Genomic DNA, 15,911 nt, shown 5'->3' with positions numbered 1-15,911 from the left:
CCCCGGCCGCCCGCGGACCGGGGGCCCGGTTCACAGCAGGTGCGAGAGCCGGGACAGCTGTTCGGTGTGCTCCGGGCTGCGGGCCTTGACGTAGGCGATCTGCCGCCGTGCCGTACAGCCGCGGGAGAGCTTCACCCGGTCCGACCCGGTGGAGTAGTGGATCTGCGAGAGCCCCTCGGCGAGCGCCACGCGCAGCAACTCGTAGTAGACCAGCCCGAAGTAGAGCGGCAGTCTGCCCTGCGCCTCGTAGTCGAATCCGGCCTGGCGGGCGTACATCTCCCCCCGGTGCGTGAAGGTGAGCACGAAGCCCGCCAGATGCCCGTCGAGCGAGGCGGTGGTGACCCGGGCCGCATCGCCGGCGTGGTCGGCGATGCTGTGCAGGACCGCCATGAAGGCGTTCGCGTCGGCGGGGGTGCCGTGCTTGGCGTAGAGCGCCATCTCCAGCGGGGCGATCCGCTCGATGATGTCGGCGCTGAGCGGCTGTGTGCGGTAGACGACGCCCGCCTCGTGCAGGGCGCGCAGTTCGCGCTTGAGCTTGACCCGGCGGCGCTGCTCGAACCGTGCGAGGTAGGTGTCGAAGGCGCCGTCGTCCGGGACCGGCAGCGAGTACGCGGTCTGGCCGGGCAGCGCGAGGTACTCGTGGTCCGCCAGGACCCGGCGCAGCGGATCGTCGTCCTCGTCGACGTACAGGAACGACACCGCTTGCAGTCCGGCCGCCCACGCTTCCCGTTCGGCGGCCCCGACCAGAGCCGAGAGGACCTCGCGCTGCCGGCCCGCGCCGAGGCCGCCGTCCGTCCCCGCCTTGGTGTGCGAGGGGTTGCGGCCTCCGCAGGCCAGAGCGGGCATCAGCCCGGCCGCCCAGGGGGCGTCCTCGCCCGTGGCGTTGCGATGGACGGTGCCGATCACCCGGCCGGGGCTGCAGAAGACGTACGGAGTGGCGTGCTCCAGCGGGTAGGCGGGCAGGACACCCACCGGATCACCGCCGTCGAAGGCGGTGAAGTAGTACGGCTCGGTGGCGGCGGTGTTCTCGCAGTGCCGCAGCCACGGGGGCGCGGCGTAGAAGCCGCGGGGGCCGAGCAGCGCCTCCCACCGCGTGGTGTCGACCTCCTTCAGGCTCCGCCGTACGGCCACTTCCACCGGCTGTGAGCCGTTAGGCGCGGCGGCGGTGCTCATCGCACGCCCTCGACCGCCGAGTCGATCACCGGGGTGAGCTGCCCAAGAGCCGCCTCCGCCCTGCGCACGGCGTCGCCGGTGGTGTCGCCGACAGCCACGACGTAGCCCAGCAGGTCGAGATTGCTCTCGGCGGGGCGGACCCGGTCGCCCGGGTGGGCCTCCAGGTCCACGTCCACCACGCCGGGGACGCGCCGCGCCAGGTCCGCGCCTCCGATGGCGGTCAGGACCCCGGATTCGCGCGCGGCGAGGTAGCGGGACGCCGCGGCGGCGTCGCGGGTGGCCGTGAGGTCGGCCGGCCGGCCCGTGTGCAGCCTGATCACCTCGCGCTGGAGGTAGATCCCCGTCGCCTCGCGGATGAGCTGGGTGATCTCCGCGCCGGGCATGCGGCCGTTGACCTCGACGATGCGCGGGCCGGCCGCGGTCATCTTCACCTCGACGTGCGCGGCGCCGAAGTCGTGGCCCACCGCGTCCAGCGCCCGGCAGGCCAGGTCGACGCACGCCTCGCGCACCGGTGCCGACAGCATCGACGGGAAGGTGTCGCCCATCTCCACGAAGTGCGGGTGGGGGCCGAGGGCCTTGTCCGTGACGCCCAGGACCCGGCGCTCGCCGTCGAGCAGCACGGACTCGACGCTCACCTCGAAGCCCAGGAGGTACTCCTCCACGAGGGCGCCCGGCCGCCGGGGCTGGCCGCGGAAATCGGTGGGCGAGGAGCTGATGTCCCGGTAGGCCGCGAGCACTTCGTCCGGCGTACGGCAGAGGGTGACGCCGATGCTGGCCGACTCGGTCATCGGCTTCACCACGCACGGGTAGCCGAAGCGGTCGGCGGCGGCGAGCGCGTCCTCCTCGGTCGTGGCCTGGTGGAAGCCGGGTGCCGCGACACCGGCCGCCTCGCAGGCGCGCCGCATCAGCAGCTTGTCCCGGCAGGTGCGGGCGGCCTCGGGGGACAGGCCCGGCAGGCCGAAACGCGCGGCGACCTCCGCCACGACGGGGATGTTGTAGTCGGTGACCGTCATCACGCCCCGCAGGCGGCCCTCGGCGTGGAACGGCTCCAGCGCGGCGGCGACCGCGTCCGCGGAGTTGGTGTCCGCCTGGATGATCTGGTCGATGTGCTTGGCGAAGACCTCCTCTGCGAGTCCGACCACGCGGTAGCGGTCCGGGTCGTTGCTCATCAGAACGGTGTGGAAGCCGAGTTCGTGGGCCGCGCGCAGGGGAGTCAGGCCGAAGTTCGACAACTGGCTCTCGACGACGGCGAGTACGCCGGGTGCGGTGCTCATGCGTGTGGTTCTCCTTGGGTGGGGGCCGAATGCGCGAGGTGTTCCATCCGGCGGGTGGCGGTGACGGCTCGGACGACGGGGCCGCGGGCCGCCAGGCTCACCAGCAGCGCGGCGAGCGTGAAGGCGGCCGGCAGACACAGAGCGGCGGTGGGACCGAGGCGGTCGGCGGCCAGGCCCGCCGCGGCGGAGCCCGCGGCCGTGCCGACCGCGATGAAGCTGCCGACGCCCGCGAACGCCTGGGTCGCCTTGTCCTGGGCGGTCATCTCGCCGATGAGCTGGAACTCCTCCGCCCCGGCCGGGGCGATCGGCAGACCGCTGACCACCAGCAGGACGCCCAGGAGCACCAGCGTCCAGGAGGCGGACAGCCCGGCGTGGTGCGCCAGAGGGACGGCCGGCAGGGCGGCCAGCGCGACGGTCAGCACGACCAGCAGCCTGACGTACCGCGGGTACGCGGTCCCCCCGAAGGTACGGGCGCCGTACAGGAGTCCGCCGACCACGCTGCCCGCGGACTGGAGCGCGACCAGGGTGCCGGCGAGTTCCGGCGCCGATCCCTGGTCCCGCAGCGACGCGGTGACCGCCACCACCAGGGCGCTGGACAGGGCCGCCGTCAGGGCGATGGCCACCAGCACGGCCGACGCCGCGACCCGTCCGGGACCGGACCGGTCCTTCGGCCCGTTCACCGGGGCGTCGCCGGGCCGGGGCCGGGGGCGGCGCCTGCGCACGGCGGCGGCCTGCCCGTAGCCGAGCCCGCCGGTTCCCAGGAGTACCGCCGTGGCCAGCAGTGCGCCACGGGAACCGATCAGGGTGGCGAGCACGGTGACGGCCGAGGGCCCGATGATGAACAGCAGCTCGCTGAGCGTCGCCTCGAACGAGTAGGCCCGCTGCCGCAGGGCGGCGTCCTCGGTGAGAGCGGGCCACAGGGCCCGCATCGACGCGCCGACCGGTGCGGTGGCCAGCCCTGCCGCACAAGCGGCGGCCGGCACGGCGGCGGTCGGCGCGGCATCGGCGCCGAATGCGACCGCGACCAGGGCGAGGCCGGCGGCCGGCGCGGTGATCCGGAGCACCGCACTCGGGCCGATGCGGTCCATCACCCGCCCGATGGCCGGTCCCCCCACGGCGCTGCCGAGGGCGTACGCCGCGCCGGCGGTGCCGCCGAGCGCGAGGGAGTGCCCCGACTGGACCAGCGTCAGCAGCAGCGCGAGGGGGACCATGGTCCCGGCCAGGCGCGCGAGCGCGGCGGGTACCGCCGCCGCGCTCGCGCCCGGAAGCCTCAAGAGCTCCAGGTAGCCCTTGATCACCGCGGTGTCCCCGGGGCGGGGTCCGGGAGGTCCGGGTCGGCCAGGCGGAACACGTCCTCGCCGGTCTCGGCCCGCCAGACCACCTGCTCCCGCTCACCGTCGATCGCGACCACCGCGGCCCTGGTCCGGATGAAGTTGTTGCTGCGCCCCAGCGAGTAGGCCCCTGTGTCGTGGAGGCTCAGCAGGTCACCGGTGCGGATGTCGTCCGGCAGGTCCATGGACGTGGCGTGGATGTCGTTCTCGTAGCACAGCGGCCCGGCCACCGACCAGGTGCTGTGACGCTCCGAGAACCGGCGGCCGATCGGAATCAGCCGGTGGACCTCGCCGGTGCCCGTCCAGGGGGCCACATTGTTGCCGCCGTCCAGGATCAGCCAGCGTGCCTCCGGCAGTTCCTTGCGGGACATCACCCGCGTCACCAGGGCCATGGTGTCCGAGACCAGCCAGCGGCCCGGCTCACAGGCGAGGGTCACCCCGTCCAGGCCCCGGTCCTGCATCAGCTTGTCCACCTCGGGGAACAACCGGGCGATGTCCAGGACGGGTTCGTCGTCCTGCGCGGGCGTTCCTCCCTGCAGGCTCCACACGGCGGACAGCGGGCCGGTGCGCGGGCGGCGGATGCCCGGTACGCCGAAGCCTCCCCCGATGTTGACCTCGTGCAGGCCGAACCGCCGGTGCAGGGCCGCCGCCTCGTCCAGTACGCGCTCCAGCGCCCGGAGCATCAGATCCTCGTGCACGATCTGGCTGCTCAGATGGGCGTGGACGGCGGTGAGCGACAGGTGGGCCGACCCGGCGATGCGCTCGACGAGACGGGCGAGCTGCGGCGACCCGGCGGGCCAGCCGAACCGCTGGCGAGCGGCCGCCCGCTCGGCCTGGGCCCGGTACGAGGGGTCGGAGGACGTGGAGAGCGCCACGCCGGGGGAGATCCGGATGCCCACCTCGAGGGTGCGCCCCTCCTCGGCGGCGATCCTCTCCAGCGCGGCTATCTCGTCCTCACCGTCGATGTGGACCCGCACGCCGTGCCGCACGGCCGTGGCCAGCTCGGCGTCGGTCTTCACCGGACCGTTGAACACCACGGCCGCCGGATCGAACCCGGCGGCGAGCGCGGCCTCCAGCTCGTACCCCGAGACGACGTCCGCGCCCATGCCGTGGCCGACGAGACGCCGGAGCAGGTACGGCAGATAGTTCGTCTTCACGGAGTAGTACGTCCGGGTCGGCCGGCCCAGTCCGCCGAGCACGTCCAGCAGGTGCCGCGTCGCCCGGTCCAGCCGGCCGGCGTCCAGCACGTGCACGGGTGTGCCGTGGCGCTGTGCGATGCCGGCCAGCCGCTCGTGGTCCCAGCCCGTCCCCGATCCGCTGTCCGGCTGTTCCCCGGTCACGCGTGTGCTCCTTCCAGGGGCGCGGGCCGCAGCTCCGCGTGGGGCGAGACGCCGGTGAGCAGGCGGAAGCCCGCGTCGATGCTGTCGCGTTGGATCATGTCGGCGTACCGGCGGTTCCACTCGCCCGACGCGAGATCCTCGCGCAGGCGCGTGACGCCCCGCGTGACCGCCTGCTCGTCCGTCAGGGCGAAGGCTGAGCACGCCCGGCGGGTCTCGGGGTCGAGGTAGGCCTCCGGCCGCCGCCAGAACGCGGTCATGAATCCGTCCGCGAAGTCGTGCCACACGGGAAGCTCGGTGACCTCGCACGGTCCGAGGAGTTCGGTGAGGCGGTCCAGGGACGGGACGCGGGAGCGTTCGGCCTCGGCGATCTCGGGGACGTAGTCGCGGGTGAACCAGAAGTCGGCCTGGACGTCCATGTCGTACGTCACGACGGCGAAGCGGGAGGCGACCCGCAGCAGTTCGCCGATCCCGGCCTCCAGGTCCGACCAGTGGTGGACGGTCAGGACGGCCATGACCGCGTCGAAGGCCTGGTCGTCGAAGGGCAGGCTCTCCGCGCTGCCGATGACGCACGGGGAGGAGCCCGGGGGCCGCTGGGCCCGCATCCGCAGCGACGGCTCGACCGCGACGAGCTGCACGTCGGCCGGCTCGTACGCGCCCGCGCCCGCGCCCACGTTGAGGACCGTGCGGGGATCACCCAGGGACTCCCGTATCTGCCGCGCCCACCGGGGGTCGGGGCGGCGTACGGAGGAGTAGCCCACGCCGATGTGGTCGTAGACGGGCGCGGTGCGGTCGGTGGCGGGGCCGGCCGGGTGAGTGAGTACGGGGTTGGACACGCGGATCACGCCTCGTTGCTCGCGCGGACCTCGGCCTCGTACTCCTCGCCGTAGCGCCGCTCCTCCCAGGAGTTGACCGCCACCAGCCACACGTCGCGGTGGCCGCCCTCGTCGGTGAGGTGCTCGATGTCGGTGACGTGGTGGAACATCGCGCGATCGTCGAAGGCGATGGCCTGCCCGTCCTGAAGGGTGGTCCGGAAGAACGGCTCGCCCCCGCCGAGCTGCATGAGCTGGGTCTCGCCGCCCGAGATGTTGTGGCGGCGGGTGACGGCGACGATGCCGTAGCGGTGGCCGTCCCGGTGCGGGCCCTCGGGGGCGGCCACGCCCTCGACGTCGGGGGTGGAGACGACGCGGCACTGGTGGACGTTGAGCTGCCAGTCGGTGTCCTTGTCGAGGTCCAGCGCCTCGGCCCCGGCCGCGATGAGCGGTGTGGGATCCACGGTCAGCGGCTCCAGCGTCCGCATCTGGCCGCCGACGAGGTCGTTGTACTGGCGCGGTTGGGCGAAGTGGCGGTGCGGCAGGAGCTCCAGTTTCCACTCGCCGTCGTGGACGAGGCGGAACTGGGAGAAGCGGCGGTACCGCTGGGTGGAGCCCGTGTACGGGTCGAGGGGCAGTTTCTCGAACTCGGCCAGGGTGTGGCCGTCCAGCGGAGGCGTATCGATGATGGCGAAGCCCTGCTCGTTCAGAGTCATGCGAACTCCCTGCGTATGAAGCCCAATTGGCCATGAGGGCCGGGCCGCGGAACGATCTTGGGAAGACTAGGAAGGAGAACTCCGCGAAAACAAGATCATGATTGGGTCATAACAATGGAAGAACTCGACATGATGTCCCATGGACAGAACGCGGGTTCGGGTATAGGGCGGAGGCGTCCGCAGTGTCGGCGGCCGGGCGATCAGTTCTGCAAATCGCCTTCCGTCGCGGCCACCCGTCCGTACTCTGATGCTCAACACCGGTGGGGGCCGGTGTCGATCAGGGGGCGAGACCGTTGGGTACGGCGCCCGGGTCGGGGTATCAGTCAGAGCACGGCGGCGGCCGGGCGATGTCCTGAACCTCCCTCTCCGGGCGTCGTATCCGCGCCGATCCGTCCTCCGGCACTGGGGGTGCTTGTGGTTCGTATCCGGGTCCTGGTCGTGGACGACCACCGAATCTTCGCCGAGTCGCTCGCCGCGGCTCTCGCCGCCGAGCCCGACGTCGAGGTCGCCGCGGCGGGCAGCGGGCCCGCCGCGCTGCGCTGCCTGGAAAGGGCCGCGTCCGACGGGCGGCGCTTCGACGTCATGCTCGTCGACGCGGATCTGGGGATCGCCCCGGTGCCCGCGCCGCGCGCGGTCGCGGGCACCGACGACGGGCTCGTGGACGGGATCTCGCTGGTCGCCGGCGTCCGTTCGCATCAGATCGCGGTACGGTCCGTGGTCCTCGCCGAGAAGGACGACGCCGCCCGCGCGGCGCTTGCGCTCCAGGCGGGGGCGTCGGGCTGGGTCGCCAAGGACTGCTCGCTGCAACGGCTGCTGGCCGTGATCCGCGGGGTGCTGCGGGACGAGACGCATGTGTCGCCCGCACTGCTCACCGGGGTCCTGCGCGAGCTGACCGCGGCCCGCAAGCACCGCACCGAGAGCGAGCAGCTGGTCGAGTCGCTGACCCCGCGCGAACAGGAGGTACTGCGCTGCATGGTCGCGGGCCTGGGGCGCAAAGCCGTCGCCGAGCGCCTCTTCCTGTCCCCGCACACCGTCCGGACGCATATGCAGAACGTGCTGGGGAAGCTCGGCGTGCACTCCACACTCGCGGCGGTCGCCCTGGCGCGCAGAGCGGGCGTCGGCCCGGCCGAACTAGGTGGGGATGTTGTCGAACGGGGCGGTCAACTGGCGTAGCAGTGCGGCCAGCTCGGCGCGCTGGGCGTGGGACAGCTGCGACAGGATCGCCCGCTCCTGGGCGAGCAGCCCGGCCAGTGCCTGGTCGGCGCGGTCACGGCCCTCGGGGGTGAGGCGCACCAGGACGCCGCGCCGGTCGCTGGGGTCGGGCAGCCGCTCGACCAGGTTCTTCTTGGCGAGCCGGTCGATGCGGTTGGTCATCGTGCCGGAGGTGACCAGGGTCTGGGTGAGCAGCTGGCCGGGGGAGAGCTGGTACGGCGCGCCGGCCCGGCGGAGCGAGGTGAGTACGTCGAACTCCCACGGCTCCAGCTGGTGCTCGGCGAACGCGAGCCGGCGGGCACGGTCGAGGTGGCGGGCGAGCCGTGAGACGCGGCTGAGCACCTCGAGCGGTTCCACGTCGAGGTCAGGGCGCTCTCGGCGCCATGCTGCGACCAGTCGATCGACCTCGTCCTCCATGTCGATCAGTGTAGTTGGTCTGTCGACATGAAGTCTCTTGACGTCAAGATATAGTCTGCTTGACTATTGGGCATGGTCGGGCCGGAACCGTTCCGTTTCGGCTGTCCGTTCCTGCAAGGGGGACTCGAACATGCATTCCGTACCTACCTGGGACCCACACCAGTATCTGCGCCATGCCGGACACCGCACCCGCCCCTTCCTGGACATGCTCGCGCGCATACCCCAGCTGCCCTCCGGCAGCCGTCCGGCCCGGATCGCCGACATCGGCTGCGGCCCCGGCAACGTCACCGCGCTCCTCGCCGACCGCTGGCCCGACGCCCACATCACCGGCTTCGACCTCTCCCGCGAGATGCTCGCCCGGGCGGAGAAGGACCACGCCGGCACCACGCCCGGCGGCGGCTGGCTGGACTTCCGTCCCGCCGACGCCGCGCACTGGACCCCCGACGAGCCCTACGACCTGATCGTCTCGAACGCGGCGCTGCAGTGGGTGCCCAACCACCCCGAGTCCTTCGCCGTCTGGATCGACGGGCTCGCACCCGGCGGCACCCTCGCGTTCCAGGTGCCCGGAAACTTCACCTCGCCCAGCCACGCCCTGCTCGGCGAGCTGTGCGAGTCCCCGCAGTGGCGCGACCGTCTCGGCGACCACGGACGCCGCTACGTCCACATCCTGGAGCCCGCCGAGTACCTGCTGCGCCTCGCCGACCTGGGCTGCGACACGGACACCTGGGAGACCACCTACCTCCAGCTGCTCGGCGGCGAGGACCCGGTGCTCGACTGGGTGAAGGGCACCGCGCTGCGTCCCGTCCTGACCGAACTCGCCGACGACCCGGAGGCCGAGCGTGAGTTCCTGGGCCAGTACCGGGACCTGCTGCGCAAGGCGTACCCGCCGGGGCCGCACGGCACCGTGTTCCCGTTCCGCCGCATCTTCGCCGTCGCCAGGAAGCTCGCGTGACGCTCGCCGCCGTCCTCGGCTGAGGCCGGGGCCGCGTACGAGGGCGCCCCGCCGCGGGAGAACCGGGGCGGGGCGCCGTGCTGCCCGGGGGCAGCGGGGATCGGATCAGTGCAGGGTGCTGTAGGTGTTCCAGCCCGTGCCGACCTGCACCCGCGGGTGGAAGCCGCCCCTGCCGTTGGCGTCGTAGCGGTACAGCACGCCGTCCGCGTTGCGGACCAGCAGGTCCGCGCGGCCGTCGGCGGTCAGGTCGCCGGGCGCCACGAACTTGTTGAACTGGTTCCAGCCGGTGCCGATCAGCTTCCGCGCCTTGAACGGCGCCGTGTACACGCCCGTACCCGCGTACAGGTAGAGGCTGCCGTCCGTGCCGCGCGCGACGATGTCCGCGCGGCCGTCGCCGTCGATGTCACCGGCGCCGACGAGCACGTTGAACTGGCCCCAGCCGGTGCCGATCTTCTGGCGGGCGGCGAACGCCGACCCGTCGCCGTTGCCCCGGTACAGGTACAGGGCACCGGCGCCGTCGCGGGCCAGCAGGTCGGCCCTGCCGTCGCCGGACAGGTCGCCGGGGCCGAACAGGGTGTTGTAGATGCCCCAGCCGCTGCCGATCTCGCCGTCGCCGACGTAGTCGTCGTAGTTGTACAGCGTGCCGTCCATGACCTCGAGCAGGTCGCCGTAGCCGTCGTCGTTGAACGAGGACGTGAGCGTGAGCTTGGCGCCGCCCCAGCCCGAGCCGCCCTCTTCACGGGGGCTGAGCCGGCCGTTGTTCATGCCGTAGTACGCGTACATGACACCGGACTTGTTGACGCCGACGACCTCGTTCTTCCCCCAGTGCGGGTTGTTGCCCGCGCCGGAGAACTGCGAGACGTGGTTCCAGCCGGTGCTGAGCTGCGTCCTCGGCGTGAAGGTGCCCGCGCCCGTGGACAGGTACCGGTAGAGCGTGCCGGACACGGTGCGGGCCACGAGGTCGCCGAAGCCGTCGCCGTTCATGTCGTCCACGCTGAACAGCTGGTTGTACTGGGCCCAGCCGTCACCGATCTTGACCCGCGGCTTGAAGGGCTGCTCGGCCTTGGTGCCGGCGTAGAAGAACAGCTCACCGGCGGGGTTGCGCGCGAACAGGTCCGCGACCGCGTCGCCATTGGCGTCGTTGACGCCCACGAGCTGATCGAACTGGCCCCACCCCGAGCCGACCCGGATGCGCGGCGCGAACGGCTCCGCCGCACCCGGCTGGGCCGGGAACAGGAACAGCTCACCCGCGGGGTTGCGCGCGAGGACGTCACCGACGCCGTCGCCGGTCAGGTCGCCGGGCGAGAAGACCTTGTTGAACTCCTGCCAGCCCGTGCCGGACCACTGCAGGTCGGCGTAGGTGTCATAGCTGCGGTAGGACGAGAGGCGGCCGTCGGTGGACAGCGTGAAGAGCGTGGGACGGGTGGGCTCGGCCGCGTCCATGCCCGCGATCGAGAACGCGTCCTTGAACGTCTCCTCGCTCGTGCCGAACACGTAGATGTAGCTCTCCGCGCTGCCCGTCGGCGTCACCCAGTACTGGCCGTCGACGGAGCGCTCCAGAAGATCGCTGAAGCCGTCGCGGTCGATGTCGCTGCGCGGCAGGGCCGGCGCCTCGGTGCCGGCAGCGGCGGCCGAGGCACCCGACGGAGCCTTCGCCGCGCCGGACTGCATGATCGGCGACTTCGGCATGCTCTCGACGGTCGGCGCGGTGCGCTCCACCGGCGTGCGCGCCGCCGGAGCGTCGTCCGCCTGCGCCGGAACGGCGAACAGCATGCCCGCCGAGACGGCCAGCGCGGCGCAGGCCGCGACACGCCGCGCGCCTGCGCGACGCACGACGGCAGGGCGGCCGGAATCCACTGAAGTCAAAGTCCCCTCCGGGGAAAGTCGATCTCACTGCCTGGTCGGCGAGACGAGGCAGTGAGATAGACGGCCGAGGGGGATCAAGGGATGTACGGGAACCCGATCGATTTCGCCGCTGTTCCCGTCCCGGCCCGGCGGCGCCCGCGGCGGAGCGCCGGGTCAGTTCTTGCGGTGGCCGATCAGGCGCGGCTTCTGTTCCAGGCCGTCCAGGCCGTGCCACGCCAGGTTCACCAGGTGCGCCGCGACCTCCGCCTTCTTCGGGCGGCGGGCGTCCACCCACCACTGGCCGGTCAGCGCCACCATGCCCACCAGCGCCTGCGCGTACAGCGGGGCGAGCTTCGGGTCGAAGCCCCGGTTCTTGAACTCCATGCCCAGGATGTCCTCGACCTGCGTGGCGATGTCGCTGATCAGGGACGCGAACGTACCCGTCGACTGCGCCACCGGCGAATCCCGCACCAGGATGCGGAAGCCGTCCGTGTACGTCTCGATGTAGTCCAGCAGCGCGAACGCCGCCTGCTCCAGCAGCTCCCGGGGATGGCCCGCCGTCAGCGCGCCCGTCACCATGTCCAGCAGCTGGCGCATCTCACGGTCGACCACGACCGCGTACAGGCCCTCCTTGCCCCCGAAGTGCTCGTACACCACCGGCTTGGACACGCCCGCCTTCGCCGCGATCTCCTCGACCGACGTGCCCTCGAAGCCCCTCTCGGCGAAGAGGGTGCGCCCGATGTCGAGCAACTGCTCCCGGCGCTCCGCGCCGGTCATCCGCACCCGGCGGGCCCGCCTGCCGCCGGGCGACCGGGTCTTCTCCGTACTGTTCGTACTGCCGTCACTCGCCACGCCGTCCATCATGCCGCTTCGGCGGTGTCACTCTTGCCGCGGGCGTCCACGCGACGGGCGTCGATACGGGACTGCTGCGGCCAGCGCACGTCGTACGCCCAGCCCGCCAGCTCGAACCAGCGGATCAGCCGGGCGCTGGAGTCCAGCTGACCCCGCAGCACGCCGTGCCGCGCGCTCGTCGGGTCCGCGTGGTGCAGGTTGTGCCACGACTCACCGCACGACAGGACCGCCAGCCACCACACGTTGCCCGAGCGGTCGCGCGACTTGAACGGGCGCTTGCCCACCGCGTGGCAGATCGAGTTGATCGACCACGTGACGTGGTGCAGCAGCGCGACCCGGACCAGCGAGCCCCAGAAGAACGCGGTGAACGCGCCCCACCACGACATCGTCACCAGACCGCCCACCAGCGGCGGGATCGCCAGCGACAGCACCGTCCACCAGATGAAGTCCCGCGAGATGCGGCGCAGCGCCGGGTCCTTGATCAGGTCGGGGGCGTACTTGTGCTGAGGGGTCTGCTCCTCGTCGAACATCCATCCGATGTGGGCCCACCACAGGCCCTTCATCAGCGCCGGGACCGTCTCGCCGAACCGCCACGGCGAATGCGGGTCGCCCTCGGCGTCGGAGAACTTGTGGTGCTTGCGGTGGTCGGCCACCCAGCGCACCAGCGGCCCCTCGACCGCCAGCGATCCCATGATCGCCAGCGCGATCCGCAGGGGACGCTTCGCCTTGAAGGAGCCGTGCGTGAAGTACCGGTGGAAGCCGATCGTGATCCCGTGGCAGCCGATGTAGTACATGGCCACCAGCAGGCCGAGATCGAGCCAGCTCACGCCCCAGCCCCAGGCCAGCGGCACGGCCGCGAGCAGGGCGAGGAAGGGGACCGTGATGAACAGCAGCAGGGCGATCTGCTCGATCGACCGCTTGCTGTCCCCGCCGAGCGTGGCGGACGGTGCGTCGGCGGGCGGCGGCTGTTCGGTGCCGTTCAGCAGATCGGGGCTTGTGGTCATGAGGGTTCCCTGGGGGTGGGGAGAGGGGACGTGAGGCTGCCGCTGTCACGGTCCTGGCTACGGTTCCGTAACCTACGGCGACGTAAGTATGGCAGTGCCCGACGACGGGGCAAGAGACCTGCGGACAACGTCAGGGAAATGGACACCTATCCTGGGTCTCGTCGGACAGCGCGGTCCGCAAGCCTCCAGTACCCCTCCAGACGTGCTCAAACACTGCAAGGAGCCGCACCTGTGAGCAGTGCCGACCAGACTTCCACCGCCAGCGCCGAGCTTCGCGCCGACATCCGCCGACTGGGCGATCTTCTGGGCGAGACCCTCGTCCGCCAGGAGGGCCCCGAGCTCCTGGAGCTCGTCGAGCGGGTCCGTGCCCTGACGCGTACCGACGGTGAGGCAGCCGCCGCGCTGCTGGGCGACACCGACCTGGAGACCGCGGCCAAGCTGGTCCGCGCCTTCTCCACGTACTTCCACCTGGCCAACGTCACCGAGCAGGTGCACCGCGGCAAGGAGCTGCGCGAGAAGCGCGCAGCGGAGGGCGGCATGCTCGCCCGCACGGCCGACATGCTCAAGGACGGCGACCCCGAGCACGTACGCGCCACGGTCAGGAACCTCAACGTCAGGCCCGTCTTCACGGCCCACCCGACGGAGGCCGCACGCCGCTCGGTCCTCAACAAGCTCCGCCGCGTCGCCGAGCTGCTGGAGACCCCGGTCATCGCCTCCGACCTGCGCCGCCACGACCTGCGCCTGGCCGAGTCCATCGACCTGATCTGGCAGACCGACGAGCTGCGGGTCGTGCGCCCCGAGCCGACCGACGAGGCCCGCAACGCGATCTACTACCTCGACGAGCTGCACGCGAACGCCGTCGGCGACGTCCTGGAGGACCTCGCCGCCGAGCTGGAGCGCGTCGGCGTCGAGCTGCCGCCCGGCACCCGCCCGCTCACCTTCGGTACCTGGATCGGCGGCGACCGCGACGGCAACCCCAATGTCACCCCCGCCGTGACCTGGGACGTCCTGATCCTCCAGCACGAGCACGGCATCACGGACGCCATCGAGGTCATTGACCACCTGCGCGGACTGCTGTCCAACTCCATCCGCTACGCCGGCGCCACCGAGGAGCTGCTCGACTCCCTGCGGGCCGACCTGGAGCGGCTGCCCGAGATCAGCCCCCGCTACAAGCGGCTGAACGCCGAGGAGCCCTACCGGCTCAAGGCCACCTGCATCCGCCAGAAGCTCATCAACACCCGCGAGCGCCTGGCCAAGGGCACCCCGCACGAGGAGGGCCGCGACTACCTCGGCACCGCCGAGCTGATCAACGACCTCACCCTCGTCCAGACCTCACTGCGCGAGCACCGCGGCGGCCTGTTCGCCGACGGCCGCATGGACCGGGTCATCCGCACCCTGTCCGCGTTCGGTCTCCAGCTCGCGACCATGGACGTACGCGAGCACGCCGACGCCCACCACCACGCCCTCGGGCAGCTCTTCGACCGGCTCGGCGAGGAGTCCTGGCGCTACGCCGACATGCCCCGCGACTACCGGCAGAAGCTGCTCGCCAAGGAGCTCCGCTCCCGCCGCCCGCTCGCGCCCACGCCCGCGCCGCTGGACGCCGCCGGCCAGAAGACCCTCGGCGTCTTCCACACCGTCAAGGAAGCCTTCGAACGCTTCGGGCCCGAGGTCATCGAGTCCTACATCATCTCGATGTGCCAGGGCGCCGACGACGTCTTCGCCGCGGCCGTCCTCGCCCGCGAGGCCGGACTCGTCGACCTGCACGCCGGCTGGGCCAAGATCGGCATCGTGCCGCTGCTGGAGACCACCGACGAGCTCAAGGCCGCCGACGTCATCCTCGAAGGCATGCTCGCCGACCCCTCCTACCGGCGCCTCGTCTCGCTGCGCGGCGACGTCCAGGAGGTCATGCTCGGCTACTCGGACTCCTCGAAGTTCGGCGGCATCACCACCAGCCAGTGGGAGATCCACCGCGCGCAGCGCAGGCTGCGCGACGTCGCGCACCGCCACGGCGTCCGACTGCGGCTCTTCCACGGCCGCGGCGGCACCGTCGGCCGCGGCGGCGGCCCCTCGCACGACGCGATCCTGGCGCAGCCCTGGGGCACGCTGGAGGGCGAGATCAAGGTGACCGAGCAGGGCGAGGTCATCTCCGACAAGTACCTGATCCCCTCCCTGGCGAGGGAGAACCTGGAGCTGACGGTCGCCGCGACGCTCCAGGCGTCCGCCCTGCACACCGCCCCCCGCCAGTCCGACGAGGCCCTCGCCCGGTGGGACGCGGCCATGGACACCGTCTCGGATGCCGCCCATGCCGCGTACCGCAGGCTGGTCGAGGACCCGGACCTGCCCGCGTACTTCTTCGCCGCCACGCCCGTCGACCAGCTGGCCGACCTGCACCTCGGCTCGCGCCCCTCGCGCCGCCCGGACTCCGGGGCCGGTCTCGACGGACTGCGCGCCATTCCGTGGGTCTTCGGCTGGACGCAGTCGCGGCAGATCGTGCCCGGCTGGTTCGGCGTGGGCTCCGGCCTCAGGGCGCTGCGCGAGGGCCTGCGGCAAGAAGGTGCCACCGTGCTCGACGAGATGTACGAGCAGTGGCACTTCTTCCGCAACTTCGTCGCCAACGTCGAGATGACGCTCGCCAAGACCGACCTGCGTATCGCCCGCCACTACGTCGACACGCTCGTGCCCGACCACCTCAAGCACGTCTTCGACGTCATCGAGGCCGAGCACGCCCTGACCGTCAGCGAGGTGCTGAAGGTGACCGGCAGCGACGAACTGGTCGGATCCAACCCGGTCCTGCGGCAGACGTTCGCGATCCGGGACGCGTACCTGGACCCGATCTCCTACCTTCAGGTCGCGCTCCTCAAGCGGCAGCGCGACGCGGCGGCGCGCGGCGAGGAGCCGGACCCGCTGCTGGCCCGCGCCCTGCTGCTGACGGTCAACGGCGTCGCGGCCGGCCTGCGCAACACCGGCTGACGCGCGACGACACGAG

At 71.8% G+C, this 15,911-nt stretch carries 13 protein-coding genes; 3 read left to right on the top strand and 10 right to left on the bottom strand.

Annotation, left to right across the window (positions count from 1 at the left end; all coding sequences use genetic code 11):
- Nucleotides 1-30 precede the first annotated feature (30 nt).
- From ACF08N_RS28905 to ACF08N_RS28880, 6 genes are read right to left on the bottom strand one after another with little or no spacing between them, the layout of a single operon-like run.
- Nucleotides 31-1,173, bottom strand: a complete 1,143-nt coding sequence (locus ACF08N_RS28905) for a GNAT family N-acetyltransferase (protein WP_392327646.1) — start codon at nt 1,171-1,173, stop codon at nt 31-33.
- Complete coding sequence (locus ACF08N_RS28900) at nt 1,170-2,447, bottom strand: ATP-grasp domain-containing protein (protein WP_392327645.1); 1,278 nt, start codon at nt 2,445-2,447, stop codon at nt 1,170-1,172. Before ACF08N_RS28900 ends, ACF08N_RS28905 begins: the two co-directional genes overlap by 4 nt.
- Nucleotides 2,444-3,745 (bottom strand): MFS transporter, encoded by a 1,302-nt coding sequence (locus ACF08N_RS28895; RefSeq protein WP_392327644.1) that lies wholly within the window; start codon nt 3,743-3,745, stop codon nt 2,444-2,446. Before ACF08N_RS28895 ends, ACF08N_RS28900 begins: the two co-directional genes overlap by 4 nt.
- A complete protein-coding gene (locus tag ACF08N_RS28890) occupies nt 3,742-5,118 on the bottom strand; it encodes a diaminopimelate decarboxylase family protein (protein ID WP_392327643.1) in 1,377 nt (458 codons plus the stop codon). Before ACF08N_RS28890 ends, ACF08N_RS28895 begins: the two co-directional genes overlap by 4 nt.
- Complete coding sequence (locus ACF08N_RS28885; RefSeq protein ID WP_392327642.1) at nt 5,115-5,951, bottom strand: class I SAM-dependent methyltransferase; 837 nt, start codon at nt 5,949-5,951, stop codon at nt 5,115-5,117. The genes ACF08N_RS28890 and ACF08N_RS28885 overlap by 4 nt, the downstream gene beginning before the upstream one ends.
- A 5-nt stretch (nt 5,952-5,956) precedes the next feature.
- A complete protein-coding gene (locus ACF08N_RS28880) occupies nt 5,957-6,643 on the bottom strand; it encodes a 2OG-Fe dioxygenase family protein (RefSeq protein ID WP_392327641.1) in 687 nt (228 codons plus the stop codon).
- A 414-nt stretch (nt 6,644-7,057) separates the two neighbouring features.
- On the opposite strand from ACF08N_RS28880, the gene ACF08N_RS28875 reads away from it, so the two are divergent.
- Nucleotides 7,058-7,816, top strand: a complete 759-nt coding sequence (locus ACF08N_RS28875) for a LuxR C-terminal-related transcriptional regulator (RefSeq protein ID WP_392327640.1) — start codon at nt 7,058-7,060, stop codon at nt 7,814-7,816.
- Here the strand turns inward: ACF08N_RS28875 and ACF08N_RS28870 are convergent.
- Entirely contained in the window at nt 7,775-8,272 is a 498-nt protein-coding gene (locus ACF08N_RS28870; protein ID WP_392327639.1) for a MarR family winged helix-turn-helix transcriptional regulator, read from the bottom strand. The two genes, ACF08N_RS28875 and ACF08N_RS28870, sit on opposite strands and share 42 nt — an antisense overlap.
- 130 nt (nt 8,273-8,402) lie before the next feature.
- Here ACF08N_RS28870 and ACF08N_RS28865 point away from each other — a divergent pair, with 130 nt between their 5' ends.
- Nucleotides 8,403-9,224: a trans-aconitate 2-methyltransferase gene (locus ACF08N_RS28865; protein WP_392327638.1), complete on the top strand. Its 822-nt coding sequence runs from the start codon at nt 8,403-8,405 to the stop codon at nt 9,222-9,224.
- A 105-nt stretch (nt 9,225-9,329) separates the two neighbouring features.
- Here the strand turns inward: ACF08N_RS28865 and ACF08N_RS28860 are convergent, their stop codons facing one another.
- From ACF08N_RS28860 to ACF08N_RS28850, 3 genes are all read right to left on the bottom strand, one after another.
- On the bottom strand, nt 9,330-11,057 hold the full coding sequence (locus ACF08N_RS28860; protein WP_392327637.1) for an FG-GAP repeat domain-containing protein: 1,728 nt from the start codon (nt 11,055-11,057) through the stop codon (nt 9,330-9,332).
- Nucleotides 11,058-11,243: 186 nt separating this feature from the next.
- On the bottom strand, nt 11,244-11,933 hold the full coding sequence (locus ACF08N_RS28855; protein ID WP_392327636.1) for a TetR/AcrR family transcriptional regulator: 690 nt from the start codon (nt 11,931-11,933) through the stop codon (nt 11,244-11,246).
- On the bottom strand, nt 11,930-12,925 hold the full coding sequence (locus tag ACF08N_RS28850; RefSeq protein WP_392327635.1) for an acyl-CoA desaturase: 996 nt from the start codon (nt 12,923-12,925) through the stop codon (nt 11,930-11,932). The genes ACF08N_RS28855 and ACF08N_RS28850 overlap by 4 nt, the downstream gene beginning before the upstream one ends.
- Nucleotides 12,926-13,156: 231 nt before the next feature.
- Here ACF08N_RS28850 and ppc point away from each other — a divergent pair, with 231 nt between their 5' ends.
- Nucleotides 13,157-15,895: a phosphoenolpyruvate carboxylase gene (gene ppc / locus ACF08N_RS28845; RefSeq protein ID WP_392327634.1), complete on the top strand. Its 2,739-nt coding sequence runs from the start codon at nt 13,157-13,159 to the stop codon at nt 15,893-15,895.
- Nucleotides 15,896-15,911: the final 16 nt, after the last annotated feature.

Origin of the sequence: Streptomyces sp. NPDC015127 (genome assembly GCF_043080095.1) — a bacterium.
GTDB lineage: Bacteria > Actinomycetota > Actinomycetes > Streptomycetales > Streptomycetaceae > Streptomyces.
Note: the sequence above shows the minus strand (reverse complement) of the source record. Positions and strands in the feature narration are given on the sequence as shown.

What these genes read in the sequence shown, in the direction of transcription:
- ACF08N_RS28905 (WP_392327646.1), bottom strand. Translation starts at nt 1,173, where the DNA reads ATGAGCACCGCCGCCGCGCCTAACGGCTCACAGCCGGTGGAAGTGGCC.
- ACF08N_RS28855 (WP_392327636.1), bottom strand. Translation starts at nt 11,933, where the DNA reads ATGATGGACGGCGTGGCGAGTGACGGCAGTACGAACAGTACGGAGAAG.
- ACF08N_RS28870 (WP_392327639.1), bottom strand. Translation starts at nt 8,272, where the DNA reads ATGGAGGACGAGGTCGATCGACTGGTCGCAGCATGGCGCCGAGAGCGC.
- ACF08N_RS28850 (WP_392327635.1), bottom strand. Translation starts at nt 12,925, where the DNA reads ATGACCACAAGCCCCGATCTGCTGAACGGCACCGAACAGCCGCCGCCC.
- ACF08N_RS28865 (WP_392327638.1), top strand. Translation starts at nt 8,403, where the DNA reads ATGCATTCCGTACCTACCTGGGACCCACACCAGTATCTGCGCCATGCC.
- ACF08N_RS28880 (WP_392327641.1), bottom strand. Translation starts at nt 6,643, where the DNA reads ATGACTCTGAACGAGCAGGGCTTCGCCATCATCGATACGCCTCCGCTG.
- ACF08N_RS28900 (WP_392327645.1), bottom strand. Translation starts at nt 2,447, where the DNA reads ATGAGCACCGCACCCGGCGTACTCGCCGTCGTCGAGAGCCAGTTGTCG.